Source organism: Enterobacter sp. Taxon_2 (assembly GCF_058355295.1).
This window is the reverse complement of the sequence record NZ_CM178024.1, coordinates 4,757,165-4,781,117: the sequence shown is the minus strand read 5'-3', so window position 1 is coordinate 4,781,117 and position 23,953 is coordinate 4,757,165. Positions and strand designations below refer to the sequence as shown.

Genomic DNA, 23,953 nt, shown 5'->3' with positions numbered 1-23,953 from the left:
GAACAGTAAAGCGCAAAATAACGGCGATTTGCGCTCAATTATTAACCTTTACACTTCGGGGAAGATCACTCCATTCCCAGCTCTTTAAGCTTGCGCGTCAGGGTATTACGTCCCCATCCCAACAGGCGAGCGGCTTCCTGCTTGTGACCCTGCGTATGACGAAGCGCGGTAGTTAACAGCGTACGCTCCATCTCTGGCTGAGCTTCAGACAGCAGGTTTTGATGACCGGAACGCAACGCGCGGTCGGCCCACTGCGCCAGCAGCGTCGCCCAGCTGTCCGGCAGCGCGTGCCCGGTAGTGCTTTCAGGCGCGGTCGCTTCAAACAGCTCAGCGGGTAAATCCTGAATCAGCACTTCCTGCCCGGCGGCCATCACGGTTAACCAACGGCAGGTGTTTTCCAGCTGACGCACGTTGCCCGGCCACGCCAGGCGCGTCAGAGCGGCATCGGTTTCCGGGTGAAGCTGCTTGGCTTCCACACCCAGCTCGCGGGCGGCCACCTGCAGAAAATGACGCGCCAGGCGGGGAATATCTTCCCGACGCTCACGCAGCGGCGGCAGATGAACGCGGATGACGTTCAGGCGATGGAATAAATCCTCACGGAATTTCCCTTCCTGCACGCGTTGCTCCAGGTTCTGGTGGGTCGCGGCAATAATGCGCACGTCTACCTTCACCGGCGCATAGCCGCCCACGCGGTAAAACTGTCCGTCGGCCAGCACGCGCAGCAGGCGGGTCTGAACATCCAGCGGCATATCGCCAATTTCGTCCAGGAACAACGTGCCACCGTCAGCCTGTTCGAAACGCCCCTGACGAATGGTATTAGCGCCGGTAAATGCCCCTTTTTCATGGCCGAACAGTTCGGACTCAATCAAATCCTTCGGGATCGCCGCCATATTCAGAGCGATAAACGGCGCTTTTGCCCGCGGGCTATGGCGATGCAATGCATGCGCCACAAGCTCTTTACCGGTTCCCGATTCGCCGTTAATCAAGACGCTGATGGACGAGCGGGACAAACGACCGATAATGCGAAACACGTCCTGCATCGCCGGCGCTTCGCCGATGATGTCTGTCGTTGGCCCAAAATCGGGCGCGTGGCGCGGCTGTTGCTGCTCCTGATAATGGCTAATCGCGCGCTCAACCAGCGCCACCGCTTCGTCAATATCAAACGGTTTGGGCAGGTAATCGAACGCCCCTTGCTGATAGGCGCTCACTGCGGCATCCAGATCGGAATGCGCGGTCATTATGATGACCGGAAGCATAGGGTGGCGTTGTTTGATCTGCTTTAACAGCGCCAGCCCGTCCATGCCCGGCATACGAATATCCGAAAGCAGAACATCCGGCGTTTTGGTGGTGAGTGCATCGAGCACTTCGCTGCCGCTCTCAAACGTCGTGCAGCTTAATCCTGCCCCTGTGAGCGCGCGTTCAAGCACCCAACGGATGGAGCTATCGTCATCGACTACCCAGACTATCCCTCGTTGCATAAACGTCACCTTTATTTTTTAATCGGCAGGAAAACCGAAAACTCGGTGTGTCCCGGCCAACTGGTAAATTCAATTTTCCCGGAGTGTTGATCGATCAAACTGCGGGCAATGGATAAGCCCAGGCCGGTCCCGCCTTCGCGACCGCTTACCATCGGGTAGAACAGGGTATCCTGCAGATGCGATGGAATGCCGGGCCCGTTATCCTCAACGTCGATTCGGGCCGCCAGCCGGTAGCGCACGCCGTGTAACGTGAGCTGGAAGGCGGTGCGGGTGCGTAAAATAATCTCGCCCCCTTCAGGCCCCAGCGCCTGCAGGGCATTACGCACAATATTCAACAGGACCTGCTCAATCTGGTCCGGATCATGGGCCAGTTCCGGCAGGCTTGGGTCGTAATCACGTACCAGCGTGACGTTCTCCGGCAGCTCCATTGAGACGAGCTTCACCACCCGTTCAGCCACTTTATGGATGCTTTCAGTGACGTGCATTCCCGGCTGCTGCGGACCAAGAAGACGGTCTACCAGATTTCGCAGACGGTCCGCCTGCTCAATGATGACGTTGGTGTACTCCGCCAGCGCGGGATCGGGGAGTGCCTTGGTCAGAAGCTGCGCCGCGCCGCGTAATCCACCCAACGGGTTTTTGATTTCATGCGCCAGACCGCGCACCAGGTCACGGGCGGCAATTTGCTGCGCATGCTGAAGCTGCTCCTGGCTCAGTCGACGCTGATTATCCATCGGCGCCATTTCCAGCAGGATCATCCCATCGGGAAGACGCTGCGCGGTCAGCGACAGAATGTGCGAGCGCCCGTCGATCACCAGCGTCACTTCGTTATCGGTAAACCCCTGGCCAGCCTGCAAACTTTCCTGCATCAGGCCAATATTCAGCGAAAAATAGCTCAGGAGTTCAGGAAGCGGGGTGCCGAACAGTTTACGTGCGCTTTGGGCGAGCAGCTGCTGCGCCGCCGGGTTGGCGTAATGAACGGCCAGCTCGTCATCGACCAGCAAAATGCTGTTAATCAAAGAATTGAGGATCTGCCCAGCATCGGGCAGCGTGCCAGTTGCCATTCAGCAGTCTCCTGGAGTTGTTGCACTGTTTTAGTGCAGTATAGCGTTTTCGGCGTAAATAGCGCGTGAGATCAGGTTGTTGGTGGAGAAAAAAGCCCATCCGGAGATGGGCTAAAAGTTTCCACGGCAACTACCCCGGCGCTTGTCACGCCGGGTAAAACAACTTTATTAAACGCTGTAGTACAGTTCGAACTCAACCGGGTGTGGCGTCATACGCACACGGTCGTTCTCTTCAATACGCAGGGCGATGTAAGCGTCAATCGCTTCATCAGTGAACACACCACCTGCAGTCAGGAACTCGCGGTCTGCGTCCAGCGCCTGCAGGGCTTCTTCCAGAGAGCCAGCAACCTGTGGGATCTCTTTCGCTTCTTCTGGCGGCAGGTCGTACAGGTTTTTGTCCATCGCTTCGCCCGGGTGGATCTTGTTCTTAATACCGTCCAGACCGGCCATCAGCAGTGCTGCGAAGCACAGGTATGGGTTAGCCGCTGGATCCGGGAAGCGCACTTCGATACGACGTGCTTTAGGAGACGCCACCACAGGAATACGGATAGAAGCAGAACGGTTACGTGCAGAGTAGGCCAGCATCACTGGCGCTTCGTAGCCCGGGACCAGACGCTTGTAGGAGTTAGTGGTTGGGTTCGCCAGGGCGTTGATCGCTTTAGCGTGTTTGATAACACCACCGATGTAATGCAGCGCCTGCTCGGACAGACCGGCATATTTGTCGCCAGAGAACAGGTTGGTACCGTTCTTGGACAGAGACATGTGGCAGTGCATACCGGAACCGTTATCGCCAAACATTGGTTTTGGCATGAAGGTCGCGGTTTTACCGAAACGGTGCGCAACGTTGTGCACAACGTATTTGTAAATCTGAATCTCATCCGCTTTCTTGGTCATGGTGTTAAAGCGGGTAGCGATTTCGTTCTGACCAGCCGTCGCCACTTCGTGGTGGTGCGCTTCAACAACCAGGCCCATCTCTTCCATGATCATACACATGGTAGAACGGATGTCCTGTGAAGAATCGACCGGAGGAACCGGGAAGTAGCCGCCTTTCACGCCAGGACGGTGACCTTTGTTACCACCTTCGTATTTGGTGGAAGAGTTCCATGCGCCTTCGATGTCATCGATAGCCACGTGGGAACCAGAAATTGAAGCGCCGAAACGGATGTCGTCAAACAGGAAGAACTCTGGCTCTGGTCCGAACAGAACGGTGTCTGCGATGCCGGTAGAACGCAGGTACTCTTCAGCGCGTTTTGCGATAGAACGTGGGTCACGGTCGTAGCCCTGCAGCGTGCCTGGCTCGAGGATGTCGCAACGGATGATCAGGGTTGGTTCTTCGAAGAACGGGTCAATGAGCGCAGTGGTTGCGTCCGGCATCAGAACCATGTCGGATTCGTTAATGCCTTTCCAGCCACCAATGGAGGAGCCGTCAAACATTTTGCCTTCTTCGAAGAATTCGGCGTTCACCTGATGAGCAGGGATTGTGACGTGCTGTTCTTTACCTTTGGTATCGGTGAAGCGCAGATCAACAAACTTCACTTCATGTTCGTTCAGCATCGTCAAAACGTGTTCAGCGGACATACTTAACTCTCCAGATTGGTCATTGTCGTCGTGGTAACGAGGTCTTCAATTTCTGTTTGTACTGGCTGGTGCCATGTATTTTTTATAAAGCGAAATCTGTGCCAACTTTTAAAACACCCCAAAAAGGCGTTATCATGCGCACCATAGTGCAAAAGGGCTGCACCACGATGGATTTGTTGCACCAGTATAGTGCTTCAATGTGAACATTGAGCACCATATTGGTGCAATTTACGTTAAAGAGCCCTTTTACCGCTCCGTGAAAGCGATCACAAAGCATCCCTGCATGACTTGTTTGCGGGGGATGTTTGTGATCCTGTTTTGTAGTGCGATTAATCCGTGTACAATAACGCGCTATTTCTAAATGCCTGAGGCAAAGTTGTGATCGAAAATTTGCGTAACATCGCCATCATCGCGCACGTAGACCATGGTAAAACTACCCTGGTTGACAAGCTGCTGCAGCAATCCGGTACGTTTGATGCGCGTGCCGAAACCCAAGAACGCGTGATGGACTCCAACGATTTGGAGAAAGAGCGTGGGATTACCATCCTCGCGAAAAACACCGCGATTAAATGGAATGACTACCGTATCAACATCGTTGATACCCCAGGGCACGCCGACTTCGGTGGTGAAGTTGAACGTGTAATGTCCATGGTAGACTCCGTTCTGCTGGTCGTTGACGCAATGGATGGCCCAATGCCACAGACGCGCTTCGTGACCAAAAAAGCTTTTGCCCATGGTCTGAAGCCAATCGTTGTTATCAACAAAGTTGACCGCCCTGGCGCGCGTCCTGACTGGGTTGTTGACCAGGTCTTCGACCTGTTCGTTAACCTCGACGCGACCGACGAGCAGCTGGACTTCCCTATCGTTTACGCCTCTGCGCTGAACGGTATCGCAGGTCTGGACCACGAAGACATGGCTGAAGACATGACCCCGCTGTATCAGGCGATTGTTGACCGTGTTCCTGCGCCAAACGTCGATCTCGACGGTACCCTGCAGATGCAGATCTCTCAGCTCGACTACAACAACTACGTTGGCGTAATCGGCATTGGTCGTATCAAGCGCGGTAAAGTGAAGCCTAACCAGCAGGTTACTATCATCGATAGCGAAGGCAAAACCCGTAACGGTAAAGTTGGTAAAGTGCTGACTCACCTGGGTCTTGAGCGTATCGAGAGCGACATCGCTGAAGCGGGCGACATTATCGCTATCACCGGTCTGGGTGAACTGAACATCTCCGACACCATCTGCGATCCGCAGAACGTCGAAGCGCTGCCAGCCCTGTCCGTTGATGAACCAACCGTATCCATGTTCTTCAACGTCAACACCTCTCCGTTCTGTGGTAAAGAAGGTAAGTTCGTTACCTCTCGTCAGATCCTTGACCGTCTGAACAAAGAGCTGGTGCACAACGTTGCGCTGCGCGTTGAAGAAACCGAAGACGCTGATGCATTCCGCGTTTCGGGTCGTGGTGAGCTGCACCTGTCTGTTCTGATCGAAAACATGCGTCGTGAAGGTTTCGAAATGGCGGTTTCCCGTCCGAAAGTAATCTTCCGCGAAATCGACGGCCGTAAACAAGAGCCGTTCGAAAACGTGACGCTGGACGTTGAAGAGCAGCACCAGGGTTCTGTGATGCAGGCTCTGGGTGAGCGTAAAGGCGACCTGAAAAACATGAATCCAGATGGCAAAGGCCGCGTACGTCTCGACTACGTGATCCCAAGCCGTGGCCTGATCGGCTTCCGTTCAGAGTTCATGACCATGACCTCCGGTACCGGTCTGCTGTACTCCACCTTCAGCCACTACGACGACGTTCGTCCGGGCGAAGTGGGCCAGCGTAACAACGGCGTGCTGATCTCCAACGGTCAGGGTAAAGCGGTTGCGTTTGCGCTGTTCGGTCTGCAGGATCGCGGTAAGCTGTTCCTGGGTCACGGTGCTGAAGTTTATGAAGGCCAGATCATCGGTATTCACAGTCGTTCTAACGACCTGACCGTAAACTGCCTGACCGGTAAGAAACTGACCAACATGCGTGCGTCCGGTACTGACGAAGCAACGGTTCTGGTTCCACCGATCAAGATGACTCTGGAGCAGGCTCTGGAATTCATCGATGATGACGAACTGGTAGAAGTGACTCCACAGTCAATTCGTATCCGTAAACGTCACCTGACCGAGAACGATCGTAAACGTGCTATGCGCGGTGCGAAAGAAGACTAATACGGTCAATCCGTAATAAAAAAAGCCGCTGATTTCTCAGCGGCTTTTTTGTTGTTATTTGAAGCTGTATTTCACCCCCAGCATCCCCTGGGTATCGCTGTAGCCTTTGTCGCCTATCTGCTGAGCCACGTTGCCCCATACGCTAAGCTGCGGCGTAATCTGCCCCTCAACGCCTGTCTTGAGTTCACCGATATTGCGCGTACCACGCATCTCATTGCTAACGCCATCCATGCGGATACGCGTGGTCTGGGTGTTGTGGATCCAGTTCGCTTCGATAAACGGTTGGAAGGTCCGTGATTTACCGTCGTCAATCGCGTTATGTCCGCTGATGTAGGCCTTCACGCCGAGGCGCGTCATCAGGTTCCCCTGGGTTTCGTCTTTCACCCGCGTGCCGTTGCGCTCACGATGGTCGTCAGCCTGCACGTCCATCCAAACGGCCTGCGCCTTCGGCTGGACCCAGTAGCTGTTGCGGCCGCTTTCGCCTACCTTAACGCTATAGCCTGCTTCTACTGAAGCGGACACGCCGCTGGAGCGATAACTCTCTGTGGCCTGATCCTGCCCCATCACCTTATTGTCGAACCAGTTATACAGCACCCAGCTATCAACATAGGTGCCACTTTTATCTGCGTCGTTTGCGTACCAGGTCCCGTACAGACCGACGCTATAGCCATTCACTTCACCGCGTGAGTGGTAGCCGGTCAGGCTGGAAGCGCTCCGGCTCTGGCTGTTGCCGTAGCCCGCCATCAGACCAAGATGCCACCGATCCAGACCGTCGGTGCTCCACTGGGCGACATCACCACCCAGCTGCAGCACGTAGCGATTGGCGGTCGTTTTTAACTGGCCACTGCCGTCTCTGAAACGCGTATGGCCGCCGACGTTACGCATCCACAAGCTCGTTACTTTCTGCTCGCCGGTGAGCATATCGGTGTACTGCGTTTCACCCAGACGGTCGTGCAGACGGGTCATAAACAGCGTATTTGCCGCATAGCTGTTTGCCATATAGCTACCAAATTCCGGACGGTACTGATGCTCGCTTTTCGGTGGTGCTGGCGGTGGGACGGGCTCTTGCGGCGGAATCACCGGGTCGACTGGCGGGTCCACTGGGTCAACTGGTGGATCTACCGGGTCGACTGGCGGGTCCACAGGGTCAACAGGTGGGTCTACCGGGTCAACTGGTGGGTCGACGGGTTCAACCAGGCTGGTCAGAAACCAGTTTTTACCTTTTTGCACAACGTTATAGTCATAGCCCCCCGCCACGATACGGCTGGCCTTCTCAAACGTCCCCTCAGAGTTGCCGCCAACGCTGACAATTTCAATCCCTTCTACGGTTTGTGCGCCAGTACCGCCAATGTTGTTCACTTCCACGCCGGTATGACCTGAAGTGTTGCCTTCAACGATCAGTTTGTCCGTTTCCGAGGTATCGTCAAACAGCACGGTATTGAAAACCAGCTTGCCGCCGTTGCCGATAAAATCATCGCTGATGGTCAGGGTTTGCCACGCCGCATCCTCAGCATGCTGGAAATTAATCGTGCCGCCCGCATTCAGCGTCAGGCTGGTCAGCGTGGAGCTGTCGCGCATATTCCACACGGCATCATTCATCGTAAGCGCGATAGTCCCGGTACCGTTGGCGTTGCTCTCAATATAAGACGCCCCGTTCCACAGTGAGCTGTCATCCATATTCAGCGTAATGGTACTGTTTTGAGCCGGAAGCGTGCTGGTGGCCGCGACGCCCCCTGCGGAGAGGATATCGCCGTTGAGGAGGAATTTACCGCCCGCGGACGCATCAATAACCCCGCCATTGCCGACGTTCATGGCATAACTGCCGTTGTCGCGTTGGCCAGCGGTGGCAATGGTTGCGCCACCCCCGAGCGTTATCACGCCACGTGACCAGGCATACATCCCGTGCGGTGCTTGCGCGGAGCTGCTGATTTTCTCGCTGCTGTTGACCGCAATGGTGACGTTATCTCCAAGATTCACCGCGCCTGTGTACGCATAGACGCCATGCGCGCTGGCACCGTTGGTGGTGATGGTCGCGCCTTCATCAAGGGTGATGGTTGACGAGCCGGTAGAATAAACCCCGGAGGCGCTGGACGCGTCGGTGGTTATTGTCGCGTTTTTTCCCAGCTCAATTTTTGACGCTGAACCTGCATACAGGCCGTAGGACGATGTGCCGTAGGTTTCGATGGCGGCCTCATCCCCCAGACGGACATATGAGCCGCTCTGATTGGTTCGAATCCCCTCGGCGGAGGTCCCACGCGTAACAATGTGCGCACGATCGCCGACGATAATGTTATTTTTGGCCTTTGACGCATCATTCAACGCATAGGCGCTGATGCCCCGACCGGTACTGCCGGTGGTTTCGATATAGAGATCGTCACCCACATAAATATTGGCGGAGCCGAGAGAGCCCTGGCTGAAGGAGCTGTATCCGGCATTAATACCGTCACCGCTTTGGCCATTGACGTAAATATGGGTGCGGTCGCCGGTAATGATAAATACCGGGTTGTCCGGCGTGTTCATGCCATGGGTACGAATACCGTCGACGTCTTTACCATTGTTGGCGGCCACTTTTGACTGGGTGCGAATAGTGAGATCGTCGCCAAATATCACCCCTGGGCTGCCGGACGTGGAGTTCTGAATAACGGTGACCGAATGCTCAAAGGCTTCCGCCCCCGGTCCTTCAAGGGTGATCCCATCCCCATAGATCGGGATATTACCCGCGCTGTACTGGTAGACATAGTTTGGATCGCTGGTATTTTTGCTAAAGTTTGCGTTTGCCGTTGCAGGAATCAACGCCTGTATTTCTGCAGGCAAGTCCGTTACTGCTCCGGAGGCTGGTAAATTAGCAAAATCTATTACCGCTGCATGTGCGGTAAATAGCGCTGACGATAACGCCAGCGAAATCGCAGCGGCGATTGGTGAGTGTTTCATTAAATATGGCATAGCTAGCCCCTTCTTTCAGGCGTAGAACATCCTCCACAGCATTAGATGTGGGTATGTAAAAAGGTTGAAATTAAAAAATAGAAACGAGAATTTTATGAATGCTGGTACCTAACTTCCTCTCAAGTCGTATTTTATGAACATAAATTTTTTTAACATCAATGCTGTCTGTTTTTATAATCTCCTGAAGGCACGCTCCAGACAAAAATCTGTTAAGTAACGTGAATTCAACAGCATTTAACATGCTGCCACGTCTGCAATTCACCCGTCTCCCGGAGAATAGATGGCTAATTTTTTCCTTTAATATATTGTCGTTATCATTCGAATAAATAACTCCCTTTATTTCACTGTAATGAGTGAAGAAATAATTGGCCAATGCTTCCAGCTTGCGGTCTGAGATAATCACAATGTTCATGTTAGTTCTCGCCAGACGTTCAATCCATTGCGGATCGGCAAGTACGCGCAGGTTGCACATCGAAAAGTCTACAAAAATAAATCCGCGTAATAAGTGATTCTTGTTTCCTCTCACTATTTTATTTTCTACTGCAATCTGCAGGAAATGGTTATCACCTGGCCAAACTGCGAACGAGGCGTTTCCACAATATTGTGACCGTACTGCGTTATCTGGATATAACTGACAGGACAATTCACAGCTTATGCAGCGGACAACCTTATGCGACGATGTTATCATCCAGTCCACTCCTGTCTTATTTTCGGTATCAATATTTCACTGCCATGCAAATGTGTCAATCTTGAAACATATCCAGTGGCCCTCTCTTGTTTATGAAAAATAGTGGTAAAGAATATAAATTCCTGGTGATGTCTATTCTGTCAGGCCGTAGCTATAGCCAGAGGACATACTTTGGTCGACGTATTCCCAGAACATTCGTCAGTCCATTAAGATTATTCGACAAAAAAAATCCCGGAAGAAGATTTATGAAATAGCACTAATAGCTAAAAATTCGTTTCGTAAATCTGCCGTAACGACCTTCTTTTCTCCGGTTGCGGCTCAATATAATTATTTGACCTGGTGATGTGTAATGAAATCTCATTATGTCGTTTTAGATGAGGGAAACCTAAGAAAAAAGTCTTGTAACAGATTGAAAAATAATACGTTGTTTTTAATCTTAGATGAGGTGGTTTCGCGTCCTAATCCATCTGACCTATAATGTTGTTAAATATACGTATATGTTTTTAGCGTATAAAGTTAAGCATTGTTATTGCAGAGGAAGGGAAAATTGTATCTCATTAACAAGTTGGTCGAGTATGACCCAGAAAACAAAACCCTGGTGAATCATATTACCGGGCGCACGATACAATTGCAGCTTCCTGCCAATCTCTGTTTTCTTTATCTCGTCACCCATCCCGGCGAAATAATTTCGCAAAACCAGTTAATGGTGGTGGGATGGGGGGAGCGCAATGACGTCACCACACCGAATACCTTTTACCAGGCCATTTTGACATTACGCAATGCTCTGGCTGAGGTGGGGTTACCGCGCGATACGGTAAAAACGATTTCGCGCCGCGGGCTTATGCTTTCCGGAACCACTCAGGTTGAAGTATTTACCCCAACTGCTGAGACGGTCATCGTCAATAAAGACGTGGCAATAGCCGATGACACCGCGAGGCAGAGGCCAGTCTGGTTGATAATTACCACCGCGACGCTTTTACTGATTGCCTTTATCAACGGGGTGATATTATATAAACACCACCAGAACATGCCGTTTAGTCACTTTATTCCACTTTCAACGGGCAGCACGAACAACGCCTGCCAGCTTTTTTATGCACCTAATGAACCTATTCAGGATCATTACTTGACCCTGTTAAAAAACAATCCCGGTCTGTGCGCCGAAAAACGATATGTCTTCCTCATCGGCTATAGTAAAACGGAGCGAATCGCGGCGTTTGTCTGTAATAACGATGCGCGACGGGACGCGGCAGCATTATGTACCACGCATTATTTTTGGGCGCATGAGCAATGAAGACACTCCGGAACCGTATTATTTTGCTGGTGGCGTTTCTGATGGCCGCTATCACCAGCGGCTGGTTAGCGTATTCGCATTTTTCGAGTACGCCGATACGTTGTACGGGAGATGTGGAATGGACGATTGGTAAAAACCGATTTGTGGGTACGGTTTCCTGGCGGATGCAGCATCGGGAGGGGTCAACCGTCATTAACGGTAAATTATTTGGTCAGACGGTTTCTGAAGTTAACCGGACCATCTATTTTCACTACAGCTATCATCAGAACGCGCGCGTATTAAATAACGGTCGGATTGTTAAAACCTTCGCCGATAATGCGGATGAGGCTGATATCAACGCAACGCTGCCGGGTTTTTATCGTACGCCGGGAAGAGAGCTGAGTCTGATGATCGATGAGTATCGGGGAGCCTGGCTTTTTGCCGCGTCAAACGTCCCTTCACTTTACTGTCGTAAAAACGCGCCGTAAAAATCGATCGCACACCTTAGACCGCACGCATAGTCAAATCTCTTTATTCCCGCTACAGTTACCTCTCCACGGCGAGCAGGAGATAAACATGCTTTATATCTTTGATTTAGGAAACGTCATCGTCGATATCGATTTTAATCGCGTGTTGGGTGCATGGAGCGACTTTAGCCGCGTGCCGCTGGCAACGTTAAAGCAAAATTTCGCGATGGGCGAGACCTTCCATCAGCATGAGCGGGGCGAGATCAGTGATGAGGAATTCGCGGAACGTTTCTGTCAGGAGATGGATCTACCGTTAAGCTACGAGCAGTTTTCCCACGGCTGGCAGGCGGTATTTGTCGCCATTCGGCCTGAGGTGATCGACATCATGCACAAACTGCGCGAGCAGGGGCATCGGGTCGTTGTGCTATCAAATACCAACCGTCTGCACACGACGTTCTGGCCTGAGGAATACCCTGAAGTTAAAGCGGCGGCAGATAAGATCTATCTTTCGCAGGAGATGGGTATGCGTAAGCCTGAAGCGCGAATTTACCAGGCTGTTCTGCAGTCAGAGGGATTCACCGCGGCCGATGCGGTCTTTTTCGATGACAACGCCGATAATATAGAGGGAGCTAATCAGTTGGGTATCACGTCAATTCTGGTGACCGGAAAAGAGACGATACCAAACTACTTTGCGAAGCAGCTATGCTAAAAACCGTTCATCAAAAAGCCACGCACCATACTCGCCCGCTGCGGGCCTGGCTGAAACTGCTCTGGCACCGTATTGATGAGGACAATATGACCACGCTGGCGGGTAACCTCGCCTACGTGTCGTTGCTCTCATTAGTACCGCTGGTGGCGGTTATCTTTGCCCTGTTTTCCGCCTTTCCGATGTTTGCGGACGTCAGCCTGCAGCTTCGTCATTTTGTCTTCGCGAATTTCATTCCTGCAACCGGGGATGTCATCCAGAACTACATTGAGCAGTTTGTCGCCAATTCCAGCAAGATGACGGCAGTGGGGGCATGCGGGCTTATCGTCACCGCGCTGCTGTTGATGTACGCCATCGATAACGCGCTGAACACGATCTGGCGGAGTAAAAAAGCGCGGCCAAAGGTCTATTCCTTTGCCGTGTACTGGATGATCCTCACGCTGGGGCCGCTGCTGGCTGGGGCGAGCCTGGCGATCAGTTCGTATCTCCTTTCCTTGCGCTGGGCGAGTGATTTAAACGGCGTAATTGATAATGCGCTTCGCATCTTTCCGTTGATCCTGTCGTGGCTCTCGTTCTGGCTGCTCTATAGCGTCGTACCGACCACGCGCGTGCCTAACCGTGATGCTGTCGTGGGGGCACTGGTGGCGGCGTTGCTCTTTGAGCTCGGTAAGAAAGGGTTTGCCCTCTACATCACCATGTTTCCGTCCTATCAGCTGATTTACGGCGTGCTGGCGGTGATCCCCATTTTGTTTGTCTGGGTCTACTGGACCTGGTGTATCGTCTTGCTTGGTGCTGAAATAACTGTCACTCTCGGTGTATACCGCGAACTTAAAAAAGCAGCAGCAGCTGAAAAACAACAAGAAGCAGACCAACCATGATTGCATTGATACAGCGCGTAACCCGTGCCAGCGTCACCGTGGAGAGAGAGGTGACGGGTGAAATTGGCCCAGGACTTTTGGTGTTGTTAGGTGTCGAAAAGGATGACGACGAACAAAAAGCCAACCGCTTATGTGAGCGCGTGCTGGGCTACCGTATTTTCAGCGATGTGGAAGGCAAGATGAACCTGAACGTCCAGCAGGCGGGCGGCAGCGTGCTGGTAGTTTCCCAGTTTACGCTGGCAGCGGATACCGAGCGCGGCATGCGCCCGAGTTTCTCCAAAGGCGCCGCGCCGGATCGTGCAGAAGCACTTTACGAGTACTTTGTTGAGCGTTGTCGCCAGCAGGAAATGAATACGCAAACCGGACGATTCGCTGCAGATATGCAGGTGTCGCTGGTGAACGATGGCCCCGTCACATTCTGGCTCCAGGTATGAGCATACTTACGGCATGGCCGCGGGTAACAAGAGAGAGTACAGCTATGTATCACCTTCGAGTACCGCAAACGGAAGAAGAGTTAGACGCTTATTACCAGTTCCGCTGGGAAATGCTGCGCAAGCCATTGCATCAGCCAAAAGGCTCTGAACGCGACGCCTGGGACGCGATGGCCCACCATCAGATGGTGATGGACGAGGAGGGTAACCTCGTCGCCGTCGGGCGTTTGTATATCAACGCCGATAACGAAGCGTCTATTCGCTTTATGGCGGTTCATCCCTCCGTGCAGGACAAAGGTCTGGGGACGCTAATGGCGATGACCCTGGAGTCCGTCGCCCGTCAGGAAGGCGTTAAGCGCGTCACCTGTAGCGCCCGCGAAGATGCCGTAGAATTCTTCGCCAAACTCGGTTTTGTGAATCAGGGGGAAATCACGACCCCGCAAACCACGCCGATTCGTCATTTTTTGATGATCAAACCCATCGCCACGCTGGACGATATTCTGCATCGCGCCGACTGGTGCGGACAGCTCCAGCAGGCCTGGTATCAGCACATTCCGCTCAGTGAAAAAATGGGCGTGCGCATTCAGCAGTACACCGGACAAAAATTTATTACCACCATGCCGGAAACCGGCAATCAGAACCCGCACCACACGCTGTTTGCCGGCAGCCTGTTCTCACTGGCCACGCTCACCGGCTGGGGGCTGATCTGGCTGATGCTGCGCGAGCGACATCTGGGTGGCACCATCATTCTGGCCGATGCTCACATCCGCTATAGCGCACCGATCAGCGGCAAGCCGAGCGCGGTGGCCGATCTGGGGTCACTGGGCGGCGATCTGGACCGTCTGGCACGTGGCCGCAAGGCTCGCGTCCAAATGCAGGTTGAACTGTTTGGCGATAAAACACCGGGCGCGGTGTTTGAAGGCACCTATATCGTTCTTCCGGCGAAGCCCTTCGGCGCGTATGAAGAGGGTGGGAACGAGGAGGAGTAATCTCCTGTTCACTCTTACCGGGCGTGCTGAATCCGCCCGGCGATATCCCGCATAACATCTCGCGCTGACTGGCTGATGCCGCCAAGCTGAAAGAAGCCATGGATGACGCCCAGCCAGCGCTGAGCGGTACACTTCACACCCTGCTCAGTCAGATGCTGATACAACATTTCTCCCTCATCACAGAGCGGATCGTACTCTGCGGTAATGATGTGCACTGGCGGAAGCCCGTAAAAATCATCGCGCCACAACGGGCTCGCTTCGGGATGCTGACGGTCAGTCTCTGCGAGATACATTTCATACCCGCTGAGCAGGGTATCCCGGGTGATAACGTAATCCGTGCCATTGAGAGCATAGCTTTCAAAACTGGCGGTAGCGTCGAGCATTGGGTAGATAAGAATAAGCTGTGCGGGTTTCCATCGCCCTTTCGCGTTGAGCCGCAATGACGTTACCAGCGCAAGATGTCCCCCCGCGCTGTCTCCACAAAGGGTGAGCCGGTTCCTGTCGACGCCTAATTTGTCCGCATATTGCCATACCAGCTCCGCACCTCTTTCCGCATCGTCATGTGCGGCGGGGAAGGTATGCTCCGGCGCCAGCCTGTACTGGATCGCAATAACCCGGCAGTTACTGTAGCAGGCTAACTGACGAAGTTGGTTGTCATGGGTATCAAAGCCGCCGCTGATAAAGCATCCTCCGTGATAGTAGATGGCTGCAGGCAATATTTCAGGTGCATTGAGAGGTGAAAATACCCGAATGGTAAGACCCTCAAGAACAAGCGTCTCCACCTGTACGCGCGTTTCGGTCTCCCCGGCAAGCCCCGTGCTGGCAATATAGCCTGCTCGTCGCACCTCAATGCTCTGGCGACGTGACGAGGGCCGACCCGCAGCGATAAATCCCTGAACCAGTTGTGCAATACCCTGTTCCAGCGCCATGAAAATTCCCTTTTACTGTATGGATGAACAGTTTTATAGCCTGGTTTGATTCAAAAGAAAACAAGAATATTGTTGAGGGCAACAAGCTGGAAAGCGCCTCGCAAAGGCGATAACGCGTCTCTCAACGAGAATGGAAGGTATCTGGCATGAAAGGCGGCGGGTCTTGCTGTCGAATTTCAGGCCGGGCAAGCACGCGCCGCCCGGCACTGTCACAGGGAATTACTCCCCTTCACCCGGGAACAGGAACGGGTTGATCGAGCTGCGGGCAAAGCCCTCCTGCTCCATTTTCGCGTCCAGAATCAGCGAGGCAAGATCGTCGGCCACCGCTTCGACTTTCGGGTCTTTTTCCTGATACAGAATCTTCAGGTAAGTGCCGCAGTCGCCGCAGCTTTCGGCTTTCACCGCCGCGTCTTCATTTTCCAGCGACCAGTAGTTCAGATCGCGGGTCTGCTCGCAGTTGCTGCACTTGATGCGCACCACGTGCCACTCGGTTTCACACAGGTTGCAGTGCAGGTAGCGCAGCCCCTGCGTGGTGCCGATTTGCACCATGCTCGATACCGGCATGGAGCCGCAGACCGGGCAGAACTGGCGCGCTTCGCCGTATTCGGCGCGCGCTTTGCCCGGGATCAGGTTTGCCATTTGCGCCCAGTAGAGCGACAGGGCAGCCCAGATAAACGGCGCTTTATCGCTGCTCACCAGCGAGAAGTCAGAGGCAAACAGCGCGCTCGCCATCTCTTCCAGCTCTTGTTCGGACGCTTTTTCCAGATTCTCAATGACCGCCAGCGCGGTACCGCTCATCTCGGGTTTAAGCTCGGCAATCAGCGAATGCAGCAGCTTCTGCCAGTGCTTGTCGCGCGGCAGGACGTGAATGTCCAGCGGCGGCTTGCCCTGCGCGTTGGCTTCTTTGATGCGCGTGGTCAGGTCCATTTGCAGGGGATGGTCGTACAGCACCACTTCCTGCGCGTGGGCGACCAGCGCGGCAAAGCGCAGAAAATCGCCCAGCGGGTTGTTCTCTGCCAGCTCGCGCAGACGCTCTGCGCGGCGGTTGTAGAGGTTCTTGAGTCTGGGGAATAACAACGGCGGAATATAATCCGCCGTGCGTTTCTCGCTCGACCCCAGCTCATCTTGCGGGATTATGCGAATACTCATTCAGATGACTTTTCCTGTTTCTGGCGGACTTCACGGTACCAGCGCGGGTGATGCTTCTTCGCCCACGTACTGGTTACCCATCCTTCCACCATCGCGGTAATGGTGCCTTTCACCCAAAGGGCGGCGTAGATATGCACCATGATAACCACAATTAACGCCACTGCGGCAAATGAATGCAGCATCAGCGCGAATCGGATCACCGGGATTGAGAAAGCAGGCGCAAAGTACGGACGCCAGATGATCACGCCGCTCACCAGCAACAGGACCAGGAAGATAATCGCCGCCCAGAATACGCATTTCTGGCCGAAGTTATAACGCCCGGTATCACCCACTTCCTCGTTGACGACGATCTTACGAATATTCTTCGCCCAAAAGATATCATCCCGATTGATTAGGTTATGGTGCCAGTAGCGGAAAAACATGATGATGAACGACGCGAACATAATGACGCCCACAAACGGGTGCAGGATGCGCGCCAGCTGTGGTGTCCCCATGATCTGCATCAGCCAGTTGAAGGATGGGAAGAAGAACCCCAGCCCGCTTATCGCCGCCAGCATGAAGCAGAAGGCGGTGACCCAGTGGTTGATGCGTTCCGGCGCGGTGTAGCGCACGATGGTGTCACGTTTTCTCATTTGCGCACCTCGTCTTTCTCTTCATGCAGGTTGTCGTCTTCCTCTTCCGCGCGGTTCGGACCAACGCCGACGTAGTGGAAGATGCTCGCTGCGAAGGTGGCAGCAAAGCCCACCGCTGCCAGCGGTTTCCAGATGCCTTTCCAGAACTTCACGGTGGCGCTGATTTCCGGGTTCTCCGGCAGGCCGTGATACAGGTTCGGCTTGTCGGCGTGGTGCAGCACGTACATCACGTGCGTACCGCCAACCCCGGCCGGATCGTACAGGCCCGCGTTGTCGTAACCGCGGGTTTTCAGCTCGCCCACGCGCTCTGCTGCCAGCGTTTTCATATCCTCTTTGGAGCCAAAGTGGATAGCGCCGGTTGGGCAGGTCTTCACGCATGCAGGCTCCTGGCCGACGGTAACGCGGTCCACGCACAGGGTGCATTTGTAGACGCGGTTGTCTTCCGGGTTCAGTCGCGGTACGTCGAACGGGCAGCCCGCGATGCAGTAGCCGCAGCCGATGCACTGTTCGGACTGGAAGTCGACGATGCCGTTGGCATACTGAATGATAGCCCCTTCTGACGGACATGCCTTCAGGCAGCCCGGATCCGCACAGTGCATACAGCCGTCTTTGCGGATAAGCCATTCCAGTTTGTCGTTCTGCTCCACTTCCGAGAAACGCATCACCGTCCAGGACTTGGCGGTCAGGTCCGCCGGGTTGTCGTACACCCCGACGTTGTGACCCACTTCGTCACGCAGATCGTTCCACTCTGAACACGCCACCTGACAGGCTTTACAGCCGATACAGGTGGTCACGTCGATAAGCTTCGCCACTTCCTGCTGGTGGTCCCGCGCCTGAGGCGCGGGCGTGAAACCGTTAGTCGCGGAACGACGGATAATGTCTTGAGATTGATAAGCCATAAGTCGTCTCCGTTACACCTTTTCCACGTTCACGAGGAAGGCCTTAAACTCCGGCGTCTGCGTGTTCGCATCGCCGACGAATGGCGTCAGGGTGTTCGCAATGAACCCTTTCTTCGCCACGCCCTCATAACCCCAGTGAATCGGAATACCGATGGTATCCACCTGCTGACCGTGAACGTTCAGCGTGCGAATACGCTTGGTCACCACCGCCTTGGCTTTAATGTAGCCGCGGTTAGAGGAGACCTTCACGGTATCGCCATGGGCAATCCCGAGCTTGTTCGCCAGCTTCTCGCCGATCTCCACAAACTGTTCCGGCTGCGCGATGGCGTTAAGCAGCGCGTGCTTGGTCCAGTAGTGGAAATGCTCGGTCAGACGGTAGGTGGTACCCACGTACGGGAACTTGTCTTTTTTACCCAGCGCTTCAAAGTCGCCCTTGAAGATACGGGCAGCCGGGTTAGAGACCACGTTCGGGTGCAGCGGGTTGGTGCCCAGCGGCGTCTCAAACGGCTCGTAGTGTTCCGGGAACGGACCTTCCGCCATCTTATCGATAGCGAACAGACGCCCCATCCCTTCAGGCTGCATGATAAACGGCCCAACGTCGCTGCCCGGTGCGGCAGTGCTGTAGTCCGGAATATCCACGCCGCCCCATTTCGCGCCGTCCCACTTCAGAAGCTGACGCTTCGGATCCCACGGGTTGCCCTGCGGGTCAGCGGACGCACGGTTATAGAGGATGCGGCGGTTGAGCGGCCACGCCCATGCCCAGCCCAGCGTATTGCCAAGGCCTGACGGGTCGGCGTTATCGCGGTTGGCCATCTGGTTGCCCTTCGGCGTCCAGCTACCGGCAAAGATCCAGCAGCCGCTTGACGTGGTACCGTCATCGCGCAGATGCGCGAAGGTGCTGAGCTGATCGCCTTTCTTCGCCAGTACGGTGCCGGTGGCCGGGTCGATAACGTCCGCCAGCGCCTTACCGTTGCTCTCCATCGCCACTTCTTCTGGCGCAGGGTTTTCCGGCGTCGAGTAGTTCCAGGTCATGTTCAGGACCGGTTCCGGGTTCGCGCCGCCTTCTTCCGCGTACATCTTACGCAGGCGCAAGAAGATTCCGGCCAGGATCTCGCCGTCGTTCATGGCGATGCCCGGGGCGTCCGCGCCTTTCCAGTGCCACTGCAGCCAGCGTCCGGAGTTAACGATAGACCCGTTCTCTTCCGCGAAGCAGGTAGACGGCAGACGGAACACTTCGGTCTGAATCTTCGACGGATCGACGTCGTTCGATTCACCGTGGTTCTGCCAGAAGGTCGAGGTCTCGGTATTGAGCGGGTCAATCGTCACCAGGAACTTCAGCTTCGACAGAGACTCAACAACCTTGTTCTTGTTCGGGAACGAGGCCACCGGGTTAAAGCCCTGGCACAGATAGCCGTTCACTTTGCCCTGGTGCATCATCTCGAAATACTGCAGAACGTCGTAGCCTTTGTCCCACTTCGGCAGCCAGTCAAAGCCCCAGCTGTTTTCCGCCGTCGCTTTATCGCCGAAGAAGGCTTTCATCATGGAGACGAAGAACTTCGGATAGTTGCCCCAGTAGTTCACCTGGCCTTCAAGCAGCGGTTTAGGCGTGCTGGCCGTCAGGTAGGTTTGCAGATCGGTCTGTTTCTCGCTTGGCAGGTTCATGTAACCCGGCAGGCTTTGAGACAGCAGGCCGAGGTCGGTCAGACCCTGAATATTGGAGTGACCGCGCAGGGCGTTCACGCCGCCGCCTGCCATCCCCATGTTGCCGAGCAGCAGCTGAACCATCGCCATGGTACGGATGTTCTGCGCGCCGATGGAGTGTTGCGTCCAGCCGAGGGCGTACAGGAACGACGCGGTTTTATCTTTCGCGCTGGTTTCGGCGATTAGCTCGCACACCTTCAGGAAGTCCGCCTTCGGCGTACCACAGATGTTTTCGACAACCTCCGGCGTGTAGCGGGAGACGTGCTCTTTCAGCAGATTCCACACGCAGCGCGGGTGTTGCAGGGTGGTGTCGCGCTTTGCAAAGCCTTTCTCATCCAGCTCGTAGTTCCAGCTGGTTTTATCGTATTTGCGTTTTTCGGCGTCGTAACCGCTGAACAGGCCATCTTCGAAGTGGTAATCCTCACGCACGATCAGGCTGGCGTTGGTATAGGCTTCGGTGTATTCGCGGTTGTATTTTTCGTTGGTCATCAGGTACAGCAGTACGCCTGACAGGAAAGTGATGTCAGTACCTGAACGAATAGGGGTGTAGAAATCCGCCACTGACGCAGTACGCGTAAAGCGGGGATCGATCACAATCAGTTTCGCACCGTTGTGGATTTTGGCTTCCATCGCCCAGCGGAACCCGACAGGGTGCGCTTCAGCGGCGTTACCGCCCATCACCACAATGAGGTTGGCGTTCTTGATGTCGACCCAGTGGTTGGTCATCGCACCGCGACCAAATGTTGGAGCAAGACTTGCTACCGTTGGTCCGTGTCAGACACGCGCCTGGTTGTCGACCGCGAGCATACCGAGTGCGCGCGTAAATTTCTGGGTTAAATAACCGGTTTCGTTGCTGGAAGCAGAGGCACACAGCATCCCGGTGGAGAGCCAGCGGTTGACCGTAACGCCGTCGGCGTTCTTCTCAACAAAGTTGGCATCGCGGTCTTCTTTAATGTGTTTTGCGATGCGATCAAACGCCTCTTCCCAGCTGATTTGCTGCCATTTGTCGGAGCCAGGCGCACGATATTCAGGGAATTTGAGGCGGCTTTCGGAGTGGATAAAGTCCACCAGACCGGCCCCTTTCGGGCACAATGCGCCGCGGTTGACCGGATGATCCGGGTCGCCTTCGATATGGAAAATAGACGCTTTGGCGTTTTTAGCACCGTCGCCGAGGCTATACATTAACAGCCCGCAACCGACAGAGCAGTACGTACAGGTATTACGGGTTTCACGGGTGCGCAGCAGTTTATACTGCCGCGTTTCCGCCAGCGCTACGCCGGGCGCAAAGCCCAGTGCCGCTGCCGTGGTGCCTGCCATACCGCCAGCGCAGATCTTAAAGAACTGCCTTCTGCTGACCTGCATGGGTCACTCCTTGTTTCGACATTGCTTACATATGTAGTTTTAACTTCGCGGTTGAGAATTGACCGCAAAGGAGAAAAATTTGCGTTAATCCCTCAATTCCACGAGGGATATCATCAGAATACCACATTGTCGGTACCGCTGTTCTAATGGCGTTAATACAAAGTGAACGTATTATCACCATGTTGATTATAAAGTGTGATATTGATCACATTAACAGCTCTGCATGTTAAAGCGGTGTAGCCGGTGGCAGGTTGCACCCCTGCTAAATGAGTAGGAGAATGGTTGTCGAAAAGTTGATCCATACTATGCGTAACGCCTGTGGATTATGCTGCAATAGCAGGCTCACGTCCGTGGTTGTTCAGGAATACCGCTGTGTCTAAACAAAACCGTGCTCCCCACTCGTCACCACTGCCTGCGGGCATTGTGGAACTGTCGGTACACAGACCGCCCCACATCACCCATGCCACGCCGGATTTTCTGGCGGAAGAGGTGCCCGTTGCGCTCGTTTACAACGGTATCTCGCATGTGGTGATGATGGCTTCGCCAAAAGATCTTGAGCTGTTCGCCATCGGTTTTTCCCTCTCGGAAGGCATCATCGAGCATCCGCAAGACATCTACGGCATGGATGTGGTGCAGGCCTGCAACGGTCTCGAAGTGCAAATCGAACTCTCCAGCCGCCGCTTTATGGGGCTGAAAGAGCGCCGCCGCGCGCTGGCCGGGCGTACCGGCTGCGGCGTCTGTGGCGTAGAGCAACTCAATGATATTGGTAAACCCGTTGCGCCATTGCCGTTTACTCAGACCTTTAATCTGGCTCACCTCGACCATGCGCTTGAGCACCTGAACGATGTACAGCCCATCGGCCAGCTGAGCGGCTGTACGCACGCGGCGGCATGGGTGTTGCCGTCGGGAGAGATTGCCGGTGGGCATGAGGACGTTGGCCGCCATGTGGCGCTGGATAAGCTGCTGGGGCGCCGGGCGCGTGAAAGTGACGTCTGGAAGCAGGGGGCGGCTCTCGTTTCCAGCCGCGCCAGCTATGAGATGGTGCAAAAATCCGCGATGTGCGGTGTGGAAATTTTGTTTGCGGTCTCAGCCGCAACGACGCTGGCGGTGGAGGTGGCGGAGCGCTGTAACCTGACGCTGGTGGGCTTCTGCAAGCCGGGAAGGGCAACCATTTATACCCATCCACAGCGATTAATACTCAATCAATAATTTTGAATAATAATAGCAAATCCTTCCGCTTTTAGTTGTTCATGATGAGGTCTAGTATTTATCTCATCAAGGCACGGTGCCTTACCTAAACAACTTAATGAAAGGGTTTATATTATGAAAAGCATCAAAACTTTTGTCGCTGTAATCGCTCTGGCTACTTCTTTCGGTTCTTTCGCTGCTCAGACCGTGACCGCAACCGCGTCAACCATTGATGGCGCAGAAGCGAAAATCGCGGCTCAGGCTCAGGAAGCCGGCGCGTCATCTTACAAAATTACCCAGGCGTTCTCAGGTAACCGCGTACACATGACCGCTGAACTGACGAAATAAGCTGTCACACCGTCGAAAGAGCGCCCCCGGGGCGCTTTTTTAGTTTATGCCCGCCACGCGCAGCAGCGCGGTTACCACTGCCGCCGCCACGATCACCACAATTAACGGCATCTTTCTCCAGGCCAAAAACACCGCAAACGCCACGCCCAGCACGCGCGCCATACCGGCAAAATGGTCGCCCTCATAAAACGTGGTTGCCAGCGCCACGGAAAAAAGCAGCACTGTTGCCGCGTCCGAAAGCAGCGCCTGAGAGCGTTCTGACAGTGCCAGCCTGCTGCCCAGTTTCGCCCCGCCAAGACGCATCAGATACGTTCCCGCAGACAAAATGGCGATGCCGAGAATAAAAAACGTCATATTTCCCATTATTTTTTCCTCGCAGTAAGACCCAGTAAAGAGAGCAGCACCGGTAATCCTACCGGGGCAAACGGCACGGCAGCCAGTGAAAGCGCGGCCCCGCTGCAGGCGCGGATCAGCGTGGTACGGTTTTTAAATGCGGGAACCACCAGCGCCAGCAATATGGCCGGAAATACCGCGTCCAGGCCGATGGTTTCCGGGTCAGGTAACAGTTTGCCAACCATTGCGCCCAGCAGCGCACCGAGCGGCCAGACGATGGCGACGCCTAAGCCGCACAGCCAGTAGGCGGCCTTACGCTGCTCGGCGGTTTTTTGCGACAGGCCAAACACCACGCTTTCGTCGTTCATAATGTGGCAGCCCAACAGGCTCAGACCGCGTTTGCCTACCAGTTCACGCACCGTCACGCCAAACGGCACGTGCCGCGCGTTGACCAGCAACCCCGCGGCTGCGGCTGCCAGTGGGTTACCGCCGCTTGCCACAATGCCGATAAACATAAACTCTGACGCGCCCGCGAGTACGGTGATGGAGAGTACAAACGGTACCCAGACCGGGAAACCGTAGGCCATCGCCAGGGAGCCGTAGGACATCCCGACCACGCCCACCGCGAGGCAGACCAGGATAATTGCTTTTATGGTGTCGCCTTTCAGGCAAGAGAGATGATGCTTCATACAATTTTAGCCATATCGAACGTGTATCCATT

21 protein-coding genes are annotated in these 23,953 nt (G+C 54.4%); 9 read left to right on the top strand and 12 right to left on the bottom strand.

Annotation, left to right across the window (positions count from 1 at the left end; genetic code table 11):
- Window positions 1-65: 65 nt before the first annotated feature.
- The 3 genes from glnG to glnA form a co-directional block, all read right to left on the bottom strand.
- Window positions 66-1,478, bottom strand: coding sequence for a nitrogen regulation protein NR(I) (gene glnG / locus AC4IC4_RS22695; protein ID WP_024909218.1), 1,413 nt, complete (start codon window positions 1,476-1,478; stop codon window positions 66-68).
- 11 nt (window positions 1,479-1,489) lie between these two features.
- On the bottom strand, window positions 1,490-2,539 hold the full coding sequence (gene glnL, locus AC4IC4_RS22690) for a nitrogen regulation protein NR(II) (protein WP_023333897.1): 1,050 nt from the start codon (window positions 2,537-2,539) through the stop codon (window positions 1,490-1,492).
- A gap of 168 nt (window positions 2,540-2,707) precedes the next feature.
- On the bottom strand, window positions 2,708-4,117 hold the full coding sequence (gene glnA, locus AC4IC4_RS22685) for a glutamate--ammonia ligase (RefSeq protein WP_024909217.1): 1,410 nt from the start codon (window positions 4,115-4,117) through the stop codon (window positions 2,708-2,710).
- 378 nt (window positions 4,118-4,495) lie between these two features.
- Here glnA and typA point away from each other — a divergent pair, with 378 nt between their 5' ends.
- A complete protein-coding gene (typA, locus tag AC4IC4_RS22680) occupies window positions 4,496-6,319 on the top strand; it encodes a ribosome-dependent GTPase TypA (RefSeq protein ID WP_023331638.1) in 1,824 nt (607 codons plus the stop codon).
- Window positions 6,320-6,373: 54 nt separating this feature from the next.
- Here typA and AC4IC4_RS22675 read toward each other — a convergent pair whose 3' ends face one another.
- Window positions 6,374-9,262, bottom strand: a complete 2,889-nt coding sequence (locus tag AC4IC4_RS22675; RefSeq protein WP_491471922.1) for an autotransporter outer membrane beta-barrel domain-containing protein — start codon at window positions 9,260-9,262, stop codon at window positions 6,374-6,376.
- Between the two features lie 70 nt (window positions 9,263-9,332).
- Window positions 9,333-9,950, bottom strand: coding sequence for a hypothetical protein (locus tag AC4IC4_RS22670; RefSeq protein ID WP_032648434.1), 618 nt, complete (start codon window positions 9,948-9,950; stop codon window positions 9,333-9,335).
- A gap of 547 nt (window positions 9,951-10,497) precedes the next feature.
- On the opposite strand from AC4IC4_RS22670, the gene AC4IC4_RS22665 reads away from it, so the two are divergent.
- From AC4IC4_RS22665 to fabY, 6 genes are all read left to right on the top strand, one after another.
- Window positions 10,498-11,241, top strand: a complete 744-nt coding sequence (locus tag AC4IC4_RS22665; RefSeq protein ID WP_491471921.1) for a winged helix-turn-helix domain-containing protein — start codon at window positions 10,498-10,500, stop codon at window positions 11,239-11,241.
- Entirely contained in the window at window positions 11,238-11,708 is a 471-nt protein-coding gene (locus tag AC4IC4_RS22660; RefSeq protein WP_032648438.1) for a hypothetical protein, read from the top strand. The genes AC4IC4_RS22665 and AC4IC4_RS22660 overlap by 4 nt, the downstream gene beginning before the upstream one ends.
- A gap of 88 nt (window positions 11,709-11,796) precedes the next feature.
- The gene (gene yihX, locus AC4IC4_RS22655; RefSeq protein WP_024909213.1) at window positions 11,797-12,396 is read left to right on the top strand and encodes a glucose-1-phosphatase; all 600 of its coding nucleotides are present in this window, start codon (window positions 11,797-11,799) and stop codon (window positions 12,394-12,396) included.
- A complete protein-coding gene (locus AC4IC4_RS22650; RefSeq protein ID WP_032648442.1) occupies window positions 12,390-13,271 on the top strand; it encodes a virulence factor BrkB family protein in 882 nt (293 codons plus the stop codon). Before yihX ends, AC4IC4_RS22650 begins: the two co-directional genes overlap by 7 nt.
- Window positions 13,268-13,705, top strand: coding sequence for a D-aminoacyl-tRNA deacylase (gene dtd / locus AC4IC4_RS22645; RefSeq protein ID WP_491471920.1), 438 nt, complete (start codon window positions 13,268-13,270; stop codon window positions 13,703-13,705). Before AC4IC4_RS22650 ends, dtd begins: the two co-directional genes overlap by 4 nt.
- Before the next feature lie 44 nt (window positions 13,706-13,749).
- A complete protein-coding gene (gene fabY / locus AC4IC4_RS22640) occupies window positions 13,750-14,691 on the top strand; it encodes a fatty acid biosynthesis protein FabY (protein WP_023309755.1) in 942 nt (313 codons plus the stop codon).
- A gap of 14 nt (window positions 14,692-14,705) precedes the next feature.
- Here fabY and AC4IC4_RS22635 read toward each other — a convergent pair whose 3' ends face one another.
- The 5 genes from AC4IC4_RS22635 to fdnG all read right to left on the bottom strand — a co-directional run bounded on the left by AC4IC4_RS22635 (window position 14,706) and on the right by fdnG (window position 21,363).
- Complete coding sequence (locus AC4IC4_RS22635) at window positions 14,706-15,620, bottom strand: alpha/beta hydrolase (RefSeq protein WP_491471919.1); 915 nt, start codon at window positions 15,618-15,620, stop codon at window positions 14,706-14,708.
- 219 nt (window positions 15,621-15,839) lie between these two features.
- A complete protein-coding gene (gene fdhE, locus AC4IC4_RS22630; RefSeq protein ID WP_491471918.1) occupies window positions 15,840-16,769 on the bottom strand; it encodes a formate dehydrogenase accessory protein FdhE in 930 nt (309 codons plus the stop codon).
- Window positions 16,766-17,401, bottom strand: a complete 636-nt coding sequence (fdoI, locus tag AC4IC4_RS22625; protein ID WP_008501832.1) for a formate dehydrogenase cytochrome b556 subunit — start codon at window positions 17,399-17,401, stop codon at window positions 16,766-16,768. Before fdoI ends, fdhE begins: the two co-directional genes overlap by 4 nt.
- Window positions 17,398-18,300: a formate dehydrogenase subunit beta gene (fdxH, locus tag AC4IC4_RS22620; protein WP_008501831.1), complete on the bottom strand. Its 903-nt coding sequence runs from the start codon at window positions 18,298-18,300 to the stop codon at window positions 17,398-17,400. Before fdxH ends, fdoI begins: the two co-directional genes overlap by 4 nt.
- A 12-nt stretch (window positions 18,301-18,312) precedes the next feature.
- Entirely contained in the window at window positions 18,313-21,363 is a 3,051-nt protein-coding gene (fdnG, locus tag AC4IC4_RS22615; RefSeq protein ID WP_090420837.1) for a formate dehydrogenase-N subunit alpha, read from the bottom strand.
- Window positions 21,364-21,735: 372 nt separating this feature from the next.
- On the opposite strand from fdnG, the gene fdhD reads away from it, so the two are divergent.
- Together fdhD and AC4IC4_RS22605 are read left to right on the top strand one after the other, a co-directional pair.
- A complete protein-coding gene (gene fdhD, locus AC4IC4_RS22610) occupies window positions 21,736-22,572 on the top strand; it encodes a formate dehydrogenase accessory sulfurtransferase FdhD (RefSeq protein WP_491471917.1) in 837 nt (278 codons plus the stop codon).
- Between the two features lie 114 nt (window positions 22,573-22,686).
- The gene (locus AC4IC4_RS22605) at window positions 22,687-22,899 is read left to right on the top strand and encodes a YdgH/BhsA/McbA family protein (protein ID WP_023309747.1); all 213 of its coding nucleotides are present in this window, start codon (window positions 22,687-22,689) and stop codon (window positions 22,897-22,899) included.
- A gap of 39 nt (window positions 22,900-22,938) precedes the next feature.
- Here the strand turns inward: AC4IC4_RS22605 and AC4IC4_RS22600 are convergent, their stop codons facing one another.
- Together AC4IC4_RS22600 and AC4IC4_RS22595 are read right to left on the bottom strand one after the other, a co-directional pair.
- Window positions 22,939-23,262: an AzlD domain-containing protein gene (locus AC4IC4_RS22600; protein WP_033146957.1), complete on the bottom strand. Its 324-nt coding sequence runs from the start codon at window positions 23,260-23,262 to the stop codon at window positions 22,939-22,941.
- On the bottom strand, window positions 23,262-23,921 hold the full coding sequence (locus tag AC4IC4_RS22595) for an AzlC family ABC transporter permease (protein ID WP_491471916.1): 660 nt from the start codon (window positions 23,919-23,921) through the stop codon (window positions 23,262-23,264). The genes AC4IC4_RS22600 and AC4IC4_RS22595 overlap by 1 nt, the downstream gene beginning before the upstream one ends.
- Window positions 23,922-23,953 lie beyond the last annotated feature (32 nt).

Coding starts and splice junctions, on each gene's coding strand:
- dtd (WP_491471920.1), top strand. CDS start 13,268: ATGATTGCATTGATACAGCGCGTAACCCGTGCCAGCGTCACCGTGGAG.
- fdxH (WP_008501831.1), bottom strand. CDS start 18,300: ATGGCTTATCAATCTCAAGACATTATCCGTCGTTCCGCGACTAACGGT.
- fdoI (WP_008501832.1), bottom strand. CDS start 17,401: ATGAGAAAACGTGACACCATCGTGCGCTACACCGCGCCGGAACGCATC.
- glnL (WP_023333897.1), bottom strand. CDS start 2,539: ATGGCAACTGGCACGCTGCCCGATGCTGGGCAGATCCTCAATTCTTTG.
- AC4IC4_RS22670 (WP_032648434.1), bottom strand. CDS start 9,950: ATGATAACATCGTCGCATAAGGTTGTCCGCTGCATAAGCTGTGAATTG.
- AC4IC4_RS22605 (WP_023309747.1), top strand. CDS start 22,687: ATGAAAAGCATCAAAACTTTTGTCGCTGTAATCGCTCTGGCTACTTCT.
- fabY (WP_023309755.1), top strand. CDS start 13,750: ATGTATCACCTTCGAGTACCGCAAACGGAAGAAGAGTTAGACGCTTAT.
- AC4IC4_RS22600 (WP_033146957.1), bottom strand. CDS start 23,262: ATGGGAAATATGACGTTTTTTATTCTCGGCATCGCCATTTTGTCTGCG.
- AC4IC4_RS22660 (WP_032648438.1), top strand. CDS start 11,238: ATGAAGACACTCCGGAACCGTATTATTTTGCTGGTGGCGTTTCTGATG.
- AC4IC4_RS22595 (WP_491471916.1), bottom strand. CDS start 23,921: ATGAAGCATCATCTCTCTTGCCTGAAAGGCGACACCATAAAAGCAATT.
- fdhE (WP_491471918.1), bottom strand. CDS start 16,769: ATGAGTATTCGCATAATCCCGCAAGATGAGCTGGGGTCGAGCGAGAAA.
- glnG (WP_024909218.1), bottom strand. CDS start 1,478: ATGCAACGAGGGATAGTCTGGGTAGTCGATGACGATAGCTCCATCCGT.
- yihX (WP_024909213.1), top strand. CDS start 11,797: ATGCTTTATATCTTTGATTTAGGAAACGTCATCGTCGATATCGATTTT.
- AC4IC4_RS22635 (WP_491471919.1), bottom strand. CDS start 15,620: ATGGCGCTGGAACAGGGTATTGCACAACTGGTTCAGGGATTTATCGCT.
- AC4IC4_RS22650 (WP_032648442.1), top strand. CDS start 12,390: ATGCTAAAAACCGTTCATCAAAAAGCCACGCACCATACTCGCCCGCTG.
- glnA (WP_024909217.1), bottom strand. CDS start 4,117: ATGTCCGCTGAACACGTTTTGACGATGCTGAACGAACATGAAGTGAAG.
- AC4IC4_RS22675 (WP_491471922.1), bottom strand. CDS start 9,262: ATGCCATATTTAATGAAACACTCACCAATCGCCGCTGCGATTTCGCTG.